The 16,455-nt window shown below is 74.5% G+C and carries 12 protein-coding genes and 1 tRNA gene; 5 read left to right on the forward strand and 8 right to left on the reverse strand.

Annotated features, from left to right (window positions below; translation table 11 throughout):
• From ABTY15_RS28480 to ABTY15_RS28500, 5 genes are all read right to left on the reverse strand, one after another.
• The coding region (locus ABTY15_RS28480) for a TrmH family RNA methyltransferase (protein ID WP_350601609.1) at positions 1 to 818 on the reverse strand (818 nt) is incomplete at its 3' end.
• Positions 819 to 845: 27 nt separating this feature from the next.
• Positions 846 to 2,981, reverse strand: a complete 2,136-nt coding sequence (locus tag ABTY15_RS28485) for an FUSC family protein (RefSeq protein ID WP_350601612.1) — start codon at positions 2,979 to 2,981, stop codon at positions 846 to 848.
• Between the two features lie 27 nt (positions 2,982 to 3,008).
• A complete protein-coding gene (locus ABTY15_RS28490; protein ID WP_502893611.1) occupies positions 3,009 to 4,346 on the reverse strand; it encodes an HTTM domain-containing protein in 1,338 nt (445 codons plus the stop codon).
• Positions 4,343 to 5,002 carry a DUF5819 family protein gene (locus tag ABTY15_RS28495; RefSeq protein WP_350601615.1) on the reverse strand — a complete coding sequence of 220 codons (660 nt, stop codon included), beginning with the start codon at positions 5,000 to 5,002 and terminating at the stop codon, positions 4,343 to 4,345. The genes ABTY15_RS28490 and ABTY15_RS28495 overlap by 4 nt, the downstream gene beginning before the upstream one ends.
• A 125-nt stretch (positions 5,003 to 5,127) precedes the next feature.
• On the reverse strand, positions 5,128 to 6,291 hold the full coding sequence (locus tag ABTY15_RS28500) for a rhodanese-like domain-containing protein (protein WP_350601620.1): 1,164 nt from the start codon (positions 6,289 to 6,291) through the stop codon (positions 5,128 to 5,130).
• 249 nt (positions 6,292 to 6,540) lie between these two features.
• Between ABTY15_RS28500 and ABTY15_RS28505 the strand changes: the two genes are divergently transcribed.
• A complete protein-coding gene (locus ABTY15_RS28505; protein ID WP_350601623.1) occupies positions 6,541 to 9,321 on the forward strand; it encodes an ATP-binding SpoIIE family protein phosphatase in 2,781 nt (926 codons plus the stop codon).
• An 85-nt stretch (positions 9,322 to 9,406) separates the two neighbouring features.
• Here ABTY15_RS28505 and ABTY15_RS28510 read toward each other — a convergent pair whose 3' ends face one another.
• The gene (locus tag ABTY15_RS28510) at positions 9,407 to 10,099 is read right to left on the reverse strand and encodes a hypothetical protein (protein ID WP_350601627.1); all 693 of its coding nucleotides are present in this window, start codon (positions 10,097 to 10,099) and stop codon (positions 9,407 to 9,409) included.
• A gap of 305 nt (positions 10,100 to 10,404) precedes the next feature.
• Positions 10,405 to 12,234: a phosphatidylglycerol lysyltransferase domain-containing protein gene (locus ABTY15_RS28515; protein ID WP_502893612.1), complete on the reverse strand. Its 1,830-nt coding sequence runs from the start codon at positions 12,232 to 12,234 to the stop codon at positions 10,405 to 10,407.
• Positions 12,235 to 12,574: 340 nt separating this feature from the next.
• Here ABTY15_RS28515 and ABTY15_RS28520 point away from each other — a divergent pair, with 340 nt between their 5' ends.
• A complete protein-coding gene (locus ABTY15_RS28520) occupies positions 12,575 to 13,228 on the forward strand; it encodes a response regulator (RefSeq protein ID WP_502893614.1) in 654 nt (217 codons plus the stop codon).
• The gene (locus tag ABTY15_RS28525; protein WP_350601630.1) at positions 13,225 to 14,373 is read left to right on the forward strand and encodes a sensor histidine kinase; all 1,149 of its coding nucleotides are present in this window, start codon (positions 13,225 to 13,227) and stop codon (positions 14,371 to 14,373) included. Before ABTY15_RS28520 ends, ABTY15_RS28525 begins: the two co-directional genes overlap by 4 nt.
• A 100-nt stretch (positions 14,374 to 14,473) precedes the next feature.
• On the opposite strand, the gene ABTY15_RS28530 is transcribed toward ABTY15_RS28525, so the two are convergent.
• Positions 14,474 to 14,557: transfer RNA gene (locus ABTY15_RS28530), tRNA-Leu, on the reverse strand.
• A 418-nt stretch (positions 14,558 to 14,975) separates the two neighbouring features.
• Here ABTY15_RS28530 and ABTY15_RS28535 point away from each other — a divergent pair.
• Positions 14,976 to 15,845, forward strand: a complete 870-nt coding sequence (locus ABTY15_RS28535; RefSeq protein WP_350601634.1) for an FHA domain-containing protein — start codon at positions 14,976 to 14,978, stop codon at positions 15,843 to 15,845.
• Between the two features lie 46 nt (positions 15,846 to 15,891).
• Positions 15,892 to 16,437 (forward strand): FHA domain-containing protein FhaB/FipA, encoded by a 546-nt coding sequence (locus ABTY15_RS28540; protein ID WP_350601639.1) that lies wholly within the window; start codon positions 15,892 to 15,894, stop codon positions 16,435 to 16,437.
• Positions 16,438 to 16,455: the final 18 nt, after the last annotated feature.

Consider the following 16,455-nt stretch of genomic DNA (forward strand, 5'->3'; position numbering starts at 1 on the left):
GGTTCGGCTGGGTGGGCCACTGACCGCACGCTCGGCGACCACCCGTTCCCGGTCCTGCGAGGCAGCCACGGCGGGCGGCCCGACATCCAGTGGAACAGCCCCATCGCGACGCTGGTCGCCAGGTTGAAGCTGGACACCCCCGGCTGCATCGGCACCGCGACCAGCCGGTCGGCGCGCGCCTTCAGCTCCGCCGAGACGCCGTGCCGCTCGGTGCCGAAGGCCAGCAGCGCGTCGTCCGGGAACGGCAGCGTGCGGATGTCCGCGCCCTCCGGGTCCAGCACGTACAGCGGCCCGGCGGGCAGCTCAGGCAGGGCGAGCCGCTCGACCGCCGTGGCGAAGTGCAGGCCCGCGCTGCCCCGGACCACGGTCGGGTGCCAGGGGTCCAGGTCCCCGGTGGTGACCACCCCGGTGGCCCCGAACCCGGCCGCCAGCCGGATCACCGCCCCGACGTTGCCCAGGTTTCGCGGGTTCTCCAGCAGCACCACCGGCGCCCGGCGCGACGGCTCGGCCAGCACCGCCCGGTTGGCCGCGGCGGACGGCCGTACGGCCAGCGCGATCACCCCGGTCGGGTGCAGCCGGGGCGCCAGCGTCCGCAGCGCCGCCTCCGGCAGCTCCTCCGCGAGCCGCTCCAGCGCGGGGGCGACGTCCTCGGCCAGCTCCCCCGCGAGCGCCAGCAAGGCCCCCCGGTCGGCCGTCAGCACCCGCCGGACGTCCCCGCCGAAGCGCAGCGCGTGCTTCAACGCGTGGAACCCGTCCAGCAGCACCGTCCCCGGCTCCCGCTCCACCGCCCGCCAGCCCCGCACCACCTCGTCGTCCATCCCCCCACTCTCCCACCCGGCCCACGGCTACCGTGCCCTGCCCTCCGGCACCCCCTGGACGTCCTCCCGTCCCCGCAGCGCCCGCTCCAGGTCCCTCAGCGCCTGCCCCAGCAGCCGGGTGCCCGCCCGCACGACGTCCCGCTGCACCCCCGCCGGCGCCGCCGCCAGCCGTTCCTCCAGCCGCGCCTGCGCCTCCCGCACCTCGGCGAACTCCACCGGCCGCCCGGTCAGCAGCGCCGCCCCGGCGAGCGCCGTGGCCAGCCGGAGCTCCTCCGCGAACTCCGCCGTCCCCGGCACCGGATCGGCGTCGGCGGCCGGCAGGTGGGCCTCCAGCAGCACCGCGACCCGCCCGAGGTGTCCGACCGCCGCCCGGGCCCGGTCGATCTGGCGCCGGTTCACCCCGGGCAGCCCGGTCTCGTGCCGGCCGGGCTCGGCGTCGGCCCGCTGGATCGCCTGGAGCAGTTCGGAGCGCGCCTCCCGGGAGTCCAGCAGCGCCGAGCGCACGGTCCGGCCGCGCGGCGCGGCCGGGTTCTCGTAGCAGGCGATGACGGCCGCCGCGTACCGCCCGGCGGCGGCCAGCCATTCGGCGAGCCGTTCGCCGAGCCGCGCGGTCTGCCAGGTGGGGAAGAGCGCGTAGGCGAGCAGCGCGACGGATCCGCCGAGCAGCGTGAGCCCGACCCGTTCGACGGCGGTGGCCAGCGGGTCCCCGGCCTGGAGCCCGAGCAGGAAGACCACGTAGGACGAGATCCCGACCGTCATCAGCGCGTACCCGGTCCGCAGCGTCAGGTACGCCCCGCCGATGCAGAGCACGGCGAGCGCGGCCAGCACCCACTCGCCCGGGTGGGCGAGCTGCACCACCAGCGTGGAGACGCCCACGCCGACGACGGTGCCGGCCAGCCGGGCGACCCCGCGGCTGTAGGTCTGCGCGAAGTCCGGCCGCATCACCATGGCGGCGGTCATCGGCGCCCAGTACCCGTGGTGGAACCCGGCCAGCCGCGCCAGCAGGTAGGCGAGGACGACCACCCCGGTGAGCCGGACGGCGTGCTGGAACACCGCCGAACGCGGCCGGGCCTGACGCCGCACCGCCCGCAGCGCGACCGGCAGCATGCGGAACAGCGGCGGCTTGTGGAGGGCGCCACCGGCTCCGACCACGGGGGTGCTGATGGTGTCCTCGTCGCCGCGGTCGAGGGCGTCGGCGGCCTTGCGCAGCAGCCCGCCGAGCCGCCGGGCGGAGCGCCGGGCGGCCCCCCGCAGCTTCGGCGCGTCGTCCGGGGCGGCCAGCGTGAGCGCGTCCGCCGAGCGGGGCAGCCGGACGGGGTCGCCGGTGCGGATGGCCCGGGCGAGGGCGTCCATGGCCTCGGCGGCGGCGGCCAGCACCTCCCGGGCGCGGTCGCGTTCGGGTCCTTCCGCCGGGGCACCGACCTTGGGGTCGGCCAGTGCGGCCAGGGTGGGCCTGATGCGTTCGGCGATACCGCGCAGCCCGCGCAGTTCGGGCGGCCGGTGGCGGTCCTGCCAGGGGGTGAGGGCAGCGGCGTGCCGGGCGGTCATGAACGGCGCCGGGTCGACGTGCGCGGTCGGGTCCTGGCGCAAGCGGCGCGCGTAGTCGGCGAGTTCGGCGTAGGCGTCGGCGAGGGCGTCCCGCTGGGCGGTCCAACTGCCGATCGGCCGGAGGGTGATGACGGCGGCCTGGACGACGCCGCCGAGCGCGCAGATCAGTCCGTGGCCGAGCGCGGCGAGGGCGCTGACCGGCAGTTGGACGACGATCAGCATCACCGAGACGGTGTTGGCGGCGACCACCCCGGCGGTGGGGCCGATCGCCCAGGCGAGTCCGGCGGCGAAGGCCCAGACGGCGAGCAGCACCGGGAAGAGGCCGGCCACCCCGGCGGCGAGGTAGCCGAGGAAGGTGCTGGTGCCGAGCCCGAGGCCGGCCGCGACGGCGAGGCTGGCCCGGGGGCGGAAGCTGCGCTGGAAGGTGGCCGTTCCGGCGATGAAGGCGCCCATCGCGGCCGAGGTGGCGAGCGAGGGCCCGCCGAGGGCGAGGACCGGGAGCAGCACCAGGCCAACGGCCACCGCCCCGCGGGCGGCCCGCTTGGGGTCGGTCAGCGCCCGGTCGAGGGTGAGTCCGGTTCGCGCGGTGTCACGAAGAGCGGCGAACCAGGACATACCGAACACCCTAGGGCACGGCCCGCCCTAGCCGGCCGGCGACCTCCGCCACCGGATCCGCCCCACCCGCGCCCCCAGCCACAGCAGCGCGCCGGTCGGCAGGAACACCGCGTCCGCCGCGATCATCGCGAGCGAGAACACCGGCAGCCCGAGCAGCACCGCGATCCCCACGTGCTCGGCCATCATCACCGCCAGCAGCACGTTCTTGACCCGCCGGTTGAGCAGCGTGAACGGGAAGGCCACCTGCACGATCACGGTGCCGTACGAGATCAGGAAGACCGGCAGCAGCGCCGAACCGACCAGCGCGGAGAGCCCCGGCCAGGGCGCGAAGTAGTCCAGGTGCAGCGGGTAGTAGAGCGCGGTGCCGTCCTGCCAACGCGAGCCCTGCACCTTGTACCAGCCGGCCGTGGCGTAGATCAGCACCACCTCGGCGGCGATCACCAGCATCGCGCAGTTGTGCACCATGGTCGCGAGCGCGTCCAGCACCGCCCGCGGCTCGCCGTCCGGCCGCAGCCGGCCGATCAGCCACCAGAGCCCGGCCACCGCCCAGAGCCCCCAGAACAGCGGCGCCCAGCCGACGTACGGGAAGGTCCGGGAGGTCCAGCTGAGGCTGCCGCCGGAGAAGTCGCCCAGCTGGCAGACCGTCAAGGCGGCGCCGAGCAGCACCCAGAGCACCACCCCGCCGGGCCCTGCGCCGGGCCCGCGCGCGGCCCGTCGAGCATCCAGCGACCAGACCTCGGCGCAGCGGGTGAAGACCAGGTAGACCGCCATCAGGTGGACGACGTTGTCGCCGCCGTCGCCGAGGAAGACGTTCCGGTTCTGCAGCGACAGCACGGTGACCAGGAACAGCACGGTGCCGGCCCTGGTGCGCCAGCCGAGCACCACCGCGACGGCGGCCAGGATCCCCAGGTGGTAGACCAGTTCGAACCAGGGCCGCCCGTCGAACCAGGGCAGCACGGTGAACGCCCCGTTGTCGGCCAGCAGCCGTTCGGCGAGCTCCGGCGACCAGGGCGAGCGGTCGCCGTACAGCACCCGCCGGTTGGGCCACTCGCGCAGCAGGTAGGCGAGCCAGACCAGCCCGAAGCCGATCCGCACCACGGCGGCCTGGTACCGCCCGAGCGGGCGCCCGGTGAACACCGCCATCGCCCGGCCGGCCGCCTCCGCCAGGACCGACCCCAGGCGGACCGGCGCACGCCCGGGTGCCGGCGGCCGGCCGCCCTGGCGCGGGATGCCGTCCAGCAGCCCGGCCTCCGGCACCGACTCCACCGACTCCACCGACTCCGACGGCTGCACCGACACCGGCTCGGCCGCCACCGAATCCACCGTCACCGGATCCACCGCCACCGGCGGCGACACCTCGGTCACGAGAGCCCCCGGTAGTCCTCGTCGCCCACCGGCCACCAGGGCAGCTCCCGCACCTTGGGCGCGGGCGGCACGGCCTCGCCGCTCCAGGTCGGCGGCGGGACGGTGGCCGTGGTCACCCGGAACTCGATCTCCAGGATCCGCTCGCCGTCCACCTCCCGGCCGATCCGCTGCAACGCGATCCGCTTGAGGTACTGCTCGGCGAGCTTGCCCCGGGTGTTGGTCAGCGTCTCGTCCTGCGGGTTGTGCGAGCCGTCGTAGAAGTCCCAGGCCCGCCGCAGCAGGTTCTGGTCGACGTGGCTGGGCGCCGGGTTGCCCCGTATCGCCGCGAGGTCCTGCGCGGTGAGCCCGGTCCAATCGTGGGTGCGGGTGGCCCCGCCGTCGGCGACGGTGCGCACCCGGGCGTCCAGGCCGACGTTCTGCTGGAGCGGGTTGGGCGCGAACAGCTTCCAGTTCTGCTCGAACTCCGGGTACACCACGCCGTCGATCTCGGCCCGGTACTGCCGGGACACCGAGTTGGCGGGCGCGACGTGCAGAAACACCGCGCCGAGGAAGAGCCCGGTGCCGGCCAGCAGCAGCGCCGCGGCCAGGCCGAGCACGAGCTGGGCGGGCGCCGACCAGGCCCGGCCGTCGGCCGGACGGTCCGGTTCCTCCGTCATGCGCGCTCTCCCCCCTCACCGCTGGGCGCCGCCGGTCCCGTACCGGCTCGGTCGCGCGCCCATCCTGCCCTACCGGGCCGGGGGTGCCACAGGCCCGGACGGGCCCGGAGAGGCCTGGAGAGGGCCTAGAGGACGTAGGCGTCCTGGCCGGTGCTGCTCACCATCGGACGGCCGGCGCCCTCCCAGGCGTACATCCCGCCGTCCACGTTGACCGCGTCCCGGCCCTGCTGCACCAGGTACTGGACGACCTGCGCGGAGCGGCCGCCGACCCGGCAGAGCACGTACAGCTTCTCGTCCGGGAGGTCGCCGATCCGGGCGATCACCTCGCCGATCGGGATGTGCAGCGCGCCGTCCACGTGACCGGCGTCCCACTCGTCCTGCTCCCGCACGTCCAGCAGGGCGGCGTCGGCGGGCACGGCGGCGGCGGTGACGGAGGGGATCTGCGCGAACATCGTCTGGTTCTCCTGGGGGTGCGTGGGATCCATGCCATTGTCGCCCAACAGACGCTCCAGTTCGGCCTGCTGGGCGGCGGCCTTGGCGAGCAGTTCCTCGGCGAGCTGCTCCAGCAGCCCGTCCGGGTCCTGCGGGGCGAGCGCGAGCAGCTGGCCCATCGGGGTCCGTTCCAGCCGGACCTGCTCGGTGGCGGTCTCGGCGATCTTGCCGGTCAGCCACTCCAGCCGGCGGCGCAGCCACTCCAGCCTGTCGGGGGAGTCCACCGCGGGGGCCGCCTCGGGTGCGGTGGACCACTCGGCGGCCAGGCCCTCCAGCGCGGCGGCGTCGCCGAGTCCGTAGGCCTCGTTGACCCGGGCCAGGAAGGCCTCGCGGCGCCGCTGCTCGTCCGGGTCGGTGGTGAGGTCCGGGTGGGCGCGGCGGACCAGCTCGCGGTAGATCCGCTGGGCCTCCCGCCCGGGGCGCACCCGGGCCGGCGCGGCGGGCGGCGGGGCGGGCGCCTGCGCGTCCTCCCCGGACCGCTCCCGGACGGAGTCGAACAGCGCGTCCAGGTCCGGGAGCTCCTCGACCTGCCGACGGGCCTCGGCGGCCCGCCGGACGTCCTCGGGCCGCCCGGTCCGGACCGCGACCGCCTCGGCGACCAGCGCCTCCAGCTCGTCCAGCCGGGCGTAGAGCGGGCCGAGCAGCTGGTGGTGGATCAGCGCGAAGTTGTCGATCTCGACCCGCAGGGTCTGCACGTCGACGTCCATGCTGAGCCAGGCGAGTTCGGCGGCGGCGACCTGCTCCTCCAGCTGCTGCTGCTCCGGGTCCGTCCAGCGGACGGGGCTCTGCGCGGTCACTTCTCGCCTCTGTCTCGTCCGGCCGTCTGCGTTCGTACGAACCGCGCCGTGGGGCGGCCCGGCCTGCCACCCTACCCCCGCGCGTCCAGGGCCCGAGCGGGTGAACGAGGAGTGCGGACCGGCGCTCGGCGGGCGACACGCAACCGATCCTGACGAATCTCCCCGTTTCGGTATCGAGCCCGGCCCGGTCCGTGCTTCGCTGGTATCCGCACAGCGTGCCTTCCTCCGGAGAGACGGCCGCCTCCAGGCGTGGCGGCCAGGCGGGAGCAGACCGAATCCATGGTGGCCGAGTCCAACTCCACACCGCGTCCGGCGGGCGCCGGGGCCGTACCGGGTGACCACCCGGCGGGCGTGGCCGCCCTGGTCCGGCTCGCCCTCGTCCTGGTCGACCGGGGCGGGCGGATCGCGCAGTGGAGCAGGGCCGCCGAGGAACTGTTCGGACACCGCGCCGAGGTCGCGAACGACCGCCCGGCCAGCGGCCTGCTGCCCGCCGTCGAACCGCTCGGCGCCCCCGGGCACACCGCCGCGGTCCGCCGCCGCTGCGACGCGCTGGACACCCTGGCCGCGCTGACCGCCGACGGCCACCCGTGGGCCGGCCAGATGCCCGTCACCGACCGCGAGGACCACCTGCGCGACGTGCTCTGGTGGGCCTACCCGCTGCCCGGCCCGGCCGGCGGTCTGCTCGCCCTCGCCGCCGACGCCCGGCCGCTGCGCACCGCCGGCCCCCGGCTGGCGCTCGGCGAGCGGCAGCTGCCGTTCGCCGCCACCCCGCCCGCCCGGGGCGGCTTCCACCGGCTGGCCGCGGCCCTCACCCCGCCCGGCCGGCCCGTCCCCGAGCAGCTGGTCCGGCTGCTGCCGGGCGGCTCGGCCGACCGCCGGGCGCAGCTGCTGGACGTCCTGGACCAGGCCGGACTGCCCGCCCTGCGGCTGGACCCGGCCACCGTGCTGCCGGTGCTGCCCGCCGACCCGCAGGCGGGCGCCGCGCACGCGGCCGCCGGGATCGGCCGCCGCTACCCGACCGCCCAGCAGCGCGCCGCCCGGCTCGGCCCGCCGCAGCCCGAGCAGTCCCCGGCGGGGCGCCGCCCGGTCGGCCCGCTGCCGGCCCAGCGCGAGGCCGCCGAGCGGCCCGCCAGTCAGCCCGCGGGCGCCGTCGGCGGCGCCCCGGCGGGCACCCCGTCCGTCCCGTCCCCCGTCGGAGGAGGAGCCGCCATCGAGCAGGCCGCCGTCGAGCCGTCCACGGTCGAGCCGTCCGCCAACGGGCGCCCGGCCCCCCGCGCCGACCAGACCCCGAGCACCACCGTCCCCGCCCCCGCGAGCGCCGAGGGCCCGCCCCCGGCCGGGCGGCTCGGCCCGTTCCTCACCAACGGGCAGGCCGGCGAGCAGCTGGCACTGCTGAACGAGGTCGGCGGCAAGGTCGGCACCACCCTGGACCTCGGCTTCACCGCGCACGAGCTCTGCCAGGTCCTGGTCCCCCGGGTCGCCGACTTCGCCTGCGTCGACCTGGTGGACGGCCTGATCTCCGACTCGGAGCTGCCCGTCGCCCGCCCGGACGACGACACCATGCTGCGCCGGGTCGCCCTGGTCCACAACGAGTCCGGCGACGCCTGGGACCACGTGCTCGCCGAGGGCTCGCTGGTCAGCATGCCCCGCCGCACCCCGCCCGGGATGGCCCTCCAGCTGAACCAGCCGGTCCTGGTGCCGGTGGTCAGCGAGGACGTCGCGGTCGACTACGCGATCGCGCTCGGCGGCGCCCGGCTGGCCCCGGTGGTCTCCGGCCGCTCGATGCTGGTCGTGCCGCTGTCCGCCCGGGGCACCGTGCTGGGCATCCTCAAGCTGCTCCGGCTGCCGGACCGCGCCCCCTTCGACGAGAGCGACGCCGCCACCCTCAAGGAGCTGGCCGTCCGCGCCGCGCTCTCGTTGGACAACGCCCGGCTGCACCGCGCCGAGTCCAGGGTGGCCACCACCCTGCAACGCTCGATGATCCCGACCCGCCCACCGCAGATCCCCGGCGTGCAGATCGCCCACCGCTACCTGCCCGGCGACCCGAAGGCCGAGGTCGGCGGCGACTGGTTCGACGCGATCCAGCTGCCCGGCAGCCGGGTGGCCCTGGTGGTCGGCGACGTGATGGGCCACGGGCTGCACTCGGCCGCCGCGATGGGCCGCTTCCGGACGGCCATGCAGACCCTCGCCGCGCTCGACCTGCCGCCCGGCCAGCTGCTGCGCCACCTGGACAACCTGGCCCACAAACTCGGCGACGACCACCTCGCGACCTGCCTGTACGCGGTCTACGACCCGATCAACCGGACCTGCGAGCTGGCCAGCGCCGGCCACGTGCCCCCGGTGCTGGTCCACCCGGACGGCACCGGCGAGCTGCTGGAGATCCCGGCCGGCGCACCGATCGGCGTCGGCGGCGTGCCCTTCGTCGCGAAGACCATCGACGTCTCGGACGGCTCGATGCTGGTGCTCTGCACCGACGGCCTGGTCGAGGTCCGGGGCGGTGACATAGGAGCCGGCCTGGCCGCGCTCTGCGGCAACCTGATCGACCCGCAGCAGAGCCCCGAGCAGGCCTGCGACGTGGTCCTGGAACGGCTGCACTCGGACGACCGCAAGGACGACGTCGCCCTGCTGGTGGCCCGCTTCGACGGGGTCGCCCCGTCCGAGGTGGCCACCTGGGACCTCACCGTGGACCACCGCGAGGTCCGCCGGGCCCGTTCGCTGGTCCGCGAGCAGCTGGCCGGCTGGCACCTGGAGGGGCTCAGCGACACCACCGAACTGCTGGTGAGCGAGCTGGTCACGAACGCCGTCCGGGTGGCCCGGGACCGGGTCCGGCTCCAGCTGATCCGGGTGGACAAGCTGCTGGTCGAGGTCAGCGACGACAACCACAACCTGCCCTCGCTGGAGCCGGCCGAGCAGCTCGGCGAGACCGGCCGCGGCCTGACCCTGGTCACCAAGCTCGCCGAACGCTGGGGCACCGCCCGCAAGGCGGTGGGCAAGGTCGTCTGGTTCGAGCTCCCGCTGCCGCCGGCCTGACGCCCGGGTACGGACGCGGCCCGCCGCCCGGGTACGGGCAGGAGGACCGGCCCGCACCCGGCCGGCAGGCCTGGTGGAGACTCGCTCAGGGGATGACGGCGCCCGCCGGCTGGCGGCGCCGGGCCTCGACCGCGACCTCCCGGGAGGCGGCCGTGGCCACCGAGGTGGCGGCACCGACCCCGGCCAGCACCCGCGGCCAGAAGTCCCCGAAGACCTCGACCGAGACGGCGATCAGCAGCGCGGTGACCACCGCGACGACGTGCTCCAGACCGGCCAGGTTCGGCAGCACGACCGCCTCGCCGACCATCAGCGCCACCACCAGGGAGGCGGTGAACCAGGCCCGGCAGCGGAAGGCGATGCAGATCGCCAGCGCCACCACCGCGGCCGACGGCCCGGTGTCCCGCACGTAGGCGACCCACTTCGGGAAGCCGAACAGGTGGTCCGGCCCGATCGCCACGCCGACCCGGGCGAACAGCGTGCCCGCCAGGGTGCAGCTGTAGGCGACCACCAGGGTCATCCGCCGGCCGAGCACGATCTCGGCGATGCCGAAGACCACGAACACCTGGGCCAGCGCGCCCCAGACCGGCAGGTCCAGGGCCGGTACGTAGAGGGACAGCGGGGTCCGCAGCAGCGAGACCTCCAGCGGCAGGGCCGCCTTCACCACCCCGATGTGATTGACGAAACGCTCTCCGCCCGGCAGGTGCTGGACGATGCTGAACAGCAGGATCAGAGACGTCGCCGCGGTGGCCAGCGGAACGGCGGCGAACTTCTTGCGCACCACCGCGTTCCGGACCGTTCCGAACAACGTTCCCCACTCGGCGACAGCGGCCGTTCTGGCAGTCGCCAGCGGCCCCTTTCGCACGCCCCCCGCGTGGGTCCTTTGAATCACAACCGTTTCTCCCGAATCCCCGAACTTCTCAGCTACTCCAACATTAGAAGCCGCTTAACAAATCCACATCGGCATGGATGGGGATCGGGGTCATCCTCTGGGGGGAGAAGTCGGCCCCCCGCCCACCCCCATCCGGCCGTCCGACGTCTCGTCGTCCGGTCGTCATCCGGCCCCCTCCGCCCCCCGGCGGAGGGCTACCCCTTCCCGTCCCGCGCCGCCACCGGCACCCGGGGCGCCACCACGGCGGCCCCGGCGTGCCGGCGCCGGAACAGGGCGGGCAGGCTCGGCGCCACGATGAAGCCCTCGGCCCGCGCGTTCGCGATGCCGATCCGCGGCAGCTCGCTGCTCTTCTCGAAGAGCAGGTAGCGGGGCATCCAGATCGGCCGGTACTTGGCGTTCGCGCGGTACAGCGACTCGATCTGCCACCAGCGCGAGAAGAAGCCCAGGACGGAGCGCCACAGCCGCAGCACCGGGCCGGCGCCGAGCCGCGAACCCCGCTCGAAGACCGACCGGAACATCGCGAAGTTCAGCGACACCCGCTTCAGCCCGACCTCCTCGGCCCGCTGGAGCAGCTCGATCACCATGAACTCCATCAGGCCGTTCTCGGTGTCCCGGGCCCGGCGCATCAGGTCCAGCGAGAGCCCGTCCGGGCCCCACGGGACGAAGCTCAGCAGCGCCTTGAGCTCGCCCTCGCCGTCGTGGCACTCCAGCATCACGCAGCGGCCGTCGCCCGGGTCGCCGAGCCGGCCGAGCGCCATCGAGAAGCCACGCTCGGTCGCCCCGTCGCGCCACTGGTCGGCCTTGGCCACCAGCTCGGCCATCTCGCCCTCGGGGATGGACTCGTGCCGGCGGATCCGCACCGTGTAACCGGCCCGCTTGACCCGGTTGTAGGCCTGCCGGACCACCCGCATCGCGCGGCCGTCCAGCGAGAACTCGTCCAGCTCGACGATCGCCTCGTCGCCCAGCTCCAGCGCGTCCAGCCCGTGCCGGGCGTAGATCACCCCGGCCTCCTCGGAGGCGCCGGACACGGCCGGCGCCCAGGCGTGCTCGCGGGCCTCGGCCAGCCAGGCGTCGATCGCACCGGGCCAGGCCTCCGGGTCGCCGATCGGGTCGCCCGAGGCGAGCGAGACGCCGCCGATCACCCGGTAGGTGACCGCGGCCTTGCCGCTGGGGGAGAAGATCACCGCCTTGTCCCGGCGCAGCGCGAAGTAGCCGAGCGAGTCCCGGTCGCCCTGCTTGTCCAGCAGCTCGCGCAGCCGCGCCTCGTCCTCGGCGGTCAGCAGCTCCTTGCCCCGGGGGCTGCGGAAGGCCACGTAGAGCACGAGCAGGAACAGCACCGCGCCCATCGCGTTGATCACCGCGTTCACCCAGGTCGGCGCGGCGATCACCGACCGCAGGTGCTCGGACGGGGTGATGGTGATCATCCGGCCGACCGAGTACCGGTACAGGTCCCAGAAGTCCGCCCCGCTCAGCTCGTTGGTCGCCCAGACCAGCAGCGCGCCGAGGCCACCGCCGAAGATCAGCCCGCCGACGAAGGTGGCGGCCGCGGTCTTCGGGTTGGAGCTGTCGCCCTTGGAGGTGAACTCCTTCCGCCCGACCAGCAGCGCCAGCACGAACAGGCAGGTCAGCACGGTGGAGAAGTAGTTGAGCGGGTGACGGTTGAACCGCTCGTCGGGCAGTGCCATGGCCAGCAGGTACAGCACCGCGAAGAGGCCGGCCAACGCCATGTTGAAGATCCAGGCGGCCCGCTTGCGCCGCCGCATCGCGACGGCCAGGAAGACCGACAGCACCGCGCTGGCCAGGCCGGAGGTCATCAGGTACGGGGTGAAGTACTCACCCTCGTTGTGCTCGGTGACCTGGTCCCGGAAGGGCACCAGCAACACCGTCGCGACGTTCAGCAGCGCCAACAGCCGGAGGTACCAGACGCACGCCGAGGCGGCCCTCGGCCGCCAGCGGTCGAGCACGCCGACGCGCCGGGGCCCGGTGGACGTGGCGGACGGCTCCGACTTCACAGTGGACGACACAGCTCAATTCCAAACGATCAGATGGTGGGGCGCATCCGCAAACGGCCCGGCGCCGGGCGCCCGCACGGGCCCGACGGACTGACCGGCGGCCCTCGTCGCGGCCGCCCGCCGTGAGGAGGAGCAGGTCGACGAAAGGGCAGCCAACTCCATGGTTCCCCACCCGTCATGAGAATTGCGTGAACCGGGTAGCGGATTCCCACCCCCGCCGAACGGCGGGGGTCCTCACCCCCCGAGCGTTCGGCACCCCGCCCCGGCTACCCCTACCCTCGAATCGACCCACGCGGACCGCCCGAAACCCGGCCGCCAGAACCGAGGAGGCACCATCACCACCACCCGCGTGCTGATCGTGGACGACGAGATCCTGGTCCGCTCCGGCCTCGGCCTCATCGTCGGCTCCGCCCCCGACCTGGAGGTGGTCGGCGACTGCTCCGGCGGACAGGCCGAGGAGCACGTCCAGCGGCTGCACCCGCACGTGGTGCTGCTCGACATCCGGATGCCGGACCTCGACGGCATCTCCGTGCTGCGGCGGCTGCGCGCACTGCCGGACCCGCCCGCCGTGGCGATGCTCACCACCTTCGACAGCGACGAGTACATCGGCACCGCGCTGCGGGCCGGCGCCGCCGGCTTCCTGCTCAAGGACACTGCCCCCGAGCAGCTGGTGCACGCCGTCCGGGTGCTCGCGGCCGGCGGCAACATCCTCTCCCCGACCGTCACCCGCACCGTGATCGGCGGCTATGTGGACGGCGGCGGCCCGGACGCCGACGCCAGCGCGCTCGCCCGCACCCTCACCGGCCGGGAGCTCGACGTCCTGGCCCTGCTCGGCGAGGGCCTGTCCAACGCCGAGATCGCCGACCGGCTGTTCCTCGGCACCGGCACCGTCAAGGACCACATCAGCGCGATCCTCGGCAAGCTCGGCGCCGCCAACCGGGTCCAGGCGGCCGTGCTCGCCCACCGGGCCGGGCTGGTCCGGCCGAAGCCCGGCGACGGGGCATGACGGCCGCCGACCAGCTGCCGTCCAGACGGCTCCCGGCCTGGTGCACCGCGCCGTGGCTGATGCTGCTGCTGCCCGCGCTGTACTCGCTGCTGGACGCCGCCCTGGTGGCCCGGGACGCCGCCTGGTGGCAAGTGGCGCTCTCCACGCTGGCCGCCGTCGCGCTGCTCTGGCGCCGGCGCTTCCCGGTCACGGTGCTGCTGCTCACCATGCCCGGCAGCTACGTGAACGACATCTGGCTCGCCCCGATGACCGCCGTCTACACGGTGGCGTCGGAGCGCCCGAACCCCCGGGTCCTGGTGCCCTGCGCGACCCTGTTCACCCTGGTCGAGTTCTTCCACTGGCCGCTGCCCGACCAGATCTTCGAGCTGACCCGCGGCACCGCCCTCGACGCCATCCAGGCGATCATGCTGGCCGCCGGCCCGGCCGCCACCGGGCTGCTCGCCCGCACCCGGCGGGAGCTCGCGGCGCGCCTGGACGAGCTGACCCGCGGCCAGGAGCGGGAGAGCCGGCTGCTCGCCGAGCGGGTGCTGATCAGCGAGCGCGGCCGGCTGGCCCGGGAGATGCACGACGTGGTCTCGCACCAGGTCAGCCTGATCAGCATCCAGGCCGGCGCGCTCCAGGTCAGCACCGGCGACCCGGCCGCCGCGCACACCGCCCGCACCATCCGCGAGCTGTCCGTCCGCACCCTGGACGAACTGCGGCAGATGGTCGGGGTGCTGCGCAGCACCGGGGGCCCCCGCCCGGACGCCCCGCTCGCCCCGCAGCCCCGGCTGGCCGACCTGCCCCGGCTGATCGAGGAGAGCGGTCTGACCGCCGAGTCCGAGCTGAACCCCGGCGACCGCCCGTGGCCGGAGGCGGTCGAGCGGGCCGCCTACCGCACCGTCCAGGAGGCCCTGACCAACATCACCAAGTACGCCCCGGAGGCGGCCGTGCACGTGAAGGTCCGGGCCAAGGGGCGTCGGCTGCGGGTCGAGGTCCGCAACGACGCGCCGCCGGGGCGGCCGGCCGAGATCCTGCCCGGCGGCGGCCACGGCCTGGTCGGCCTGCGCGAGCGCGCCCAGCTCCTGGGCGGCAGCCTCATCGCCGGCCCGACCCAGGACGGCGGCTTCGAGGTCCGCGCCGAACTCCCCGCCACCCGGTCCTGACCGACCGCGTCCCGCCGGGGGCCGGCACCGGCGGGACCGGGAGGGGCCCGGGGGAGAACGAGAAAGCCCCGCAGATCTTTCGATCTGCGGGGCTTCGCTGTGCGCGAGGGGGGAGTTGAACCCCCACGCCCTTTCGGGCACTGGAACCTGAATCCAGCGCGTCTGCCTATTCCGCCACCCGCGCATGGGTGTTGTCCTCATTGCCGACCGATCATCCGAACCGCTCGATACCATGTGGTCTTCGCGCTTCTTCGACCGGCTTCCCTTTCGGGCGGCCCTTCCGACGTGGAAAACAGTAGCACGACCTGGGCGGTGGCTCCGAATCCCTTTCCCGTGGACACCGAACGCATCCGAACGGCTGGGCGACGAACAGGCGAGCGGGCCGGCGGAGGCCGCCGGGGCGGGCACACCTGGCGTGCCGTACCCGACATGCGTCACCCTGTGTGTCCGAGCCCACCCCCGGGCACGACGCGGTCCGGGAACCGTACGGAAGAGCCCGGCGTGGATACGATCAGTACGGAAGTACCGCAAGTAGGCGTGGCCGGTTCCCCCGGGGGAACCGGTCGGCAGGCAGGCGAACGAACCCTGGAAGGGGGTGCCCCATGGGAGTGCTGAAGAAGTTCGAGCAGCGACTTGAGGGTCTCGTCAACGGCACCTTCGCCAAGGTGTTCAAGTCCGAGGTCCAGCCCGTGGAGATCGCCGGAGCGCTGCAGCGCGAGTGCGACAACAACGCGAGCATCTGGAACCGCGACCGCACCGTCGTGCCGAACGACTTCATCGTCGAGCTGAGCCCGCACGACCACGAGCGGCTGAGCCCCTACTCCGGCCAGCTGGGCACCGAACTGGCCGGCATGGTCCGCGAGTACGCGGAGGCCCAGCGGTACACCTTCATGGGCCCGCTCCAGGTGAACCTGGAGAAGGCGGACGACCTGGACACCGGCCTGTACCGGGTGCGCAGCCGCACCCTGGCCGCCGAGGAGCCGCAGCAGGCCCAGCCGGGCTACGCCCAGCCGCAGCCCGGCTACGACCGCCAGCCGGCCGCCCCCGCCCCCGGCGCACCGTGGCAGCAGCCGGGCGGCGGCCAGTTCAGCGCGCCCCCGCCGCCGGCCGCGCCCCCGGCGATGCCCGCCGGTCCGCCCTCGCCCGCCGGCGGCAACGTCCGGGCCTTCCCCGGCGCCGGGCACGGCACCTCGGTCCGCCGCTGGATCGAGGTGAACGGCGCCCGCCACCAGATCTCCGGCGCGGCCTGCGTCCTCGGCCGCTCGACCGAGGCGGACGTGCGGATCGACGACCCGGGGGTGTCCCGCAAGCACGCCGAGATCCGCCCCGGCACCCCTTCGATGGTCCTCGACCTGGGGTCCACGAACGGCATCGTGGTGGACGGACAGCACACCCAGCGCGCTACGCTCCGCGACGGCTCCCGCATCGTCGTGGGCTCCACCACCATCGTCTACCGACAGGTCGAAGGGTAGTGTCCGAGTTGTTCGCGCGCCTCACTCACCGACGGGCGGGCCGGCCGTGTCAGAACTGACCCTCACGGTCATGCGGCTGGGCTTCCTGGCCGTGCTGTGGCTGTTCGTCATCGTCGCGATCCAGGTGATCCGCAGCGACCTGTTCGGCACCAAGGTGAACCCGCGCCCGTCCCGCCGCGGCGCGAACGCCGCCGCCGCGAGCAGCGCCGCCACCACCGTGGCCACCGGCCGCCCCGCGCAGGCCGCCCCGGCCCCCGCCGCGGCGGGCCAGACCCAGGGCGGCGGCCGCCGTCGCGGCGCCCCGACCCAGCTCGTCGTGGTGCAGGGCTCGCTGGCCGGCACGACCGTCGCGTTGCAGGGCCAGACCATCACGCTCGGCCGCGCGCACGACTCGACCATCGTGCTGGACGACGACTACGCGTCGTCCCGGCATGCCAGGATCTATCCGGATCAGACTGGGCAGTGGACGGTCGAGGATCTAGGCTCCACCAACGGCACCTATCTGGACCGGCAGCGCCTGACCGCGCCCACCCCGCTCCAGCCGGGCATGCCGATCCGTATCGGCAGGACCGTCATCGAACTGCGGAAGTAGTCAGCGCATGAGGGACAG

Origin of the sequence: Kitasatospora sp. NPDC097643, assembly GCF_040302625.1 — a bacterium.
Classification (GTDB): Bacteria; Actinomycetota; Actinomycetes; order Streptomycetales; family Streptomycetaceae; genus Kitasatospora.

What these genes read in the sequence shown, in the direction of transcription:
- ABTY15_RS28485 (WP_350601612.1), bottom strand. Translation starts at nt 2,981, where the DNA reads ATGTCCTGGTTCGCCGCTCTTCGTGACACCGCGCGAACCGGACTCACC.
- ABTY15_RS28495 (WP_350601615.1), bottom strand. Translation starts at nt 5,002, where the DNA reads ATGACGGAGGAACCGGACCGTCCGGCCGACGGCCGGGCCTGGTCGGCG.
- ABTY15_RS28525 (WP_350601630.1), top strand. Translation starts at nt 13,225, where the DNA reads ATGACGGCCGCCGACCAGCTGCCGTCCAGACGGCTCCCGGCCTGGTGC.
- ABTY15_RS28535 (WP_350601634.1), top strand. Translation starts at nt 14,976, where the DNA reads ATGGGAGTGCTGAAGAAGTTCGAGCAGCGACTTGAGGGTCTCGTCAAC.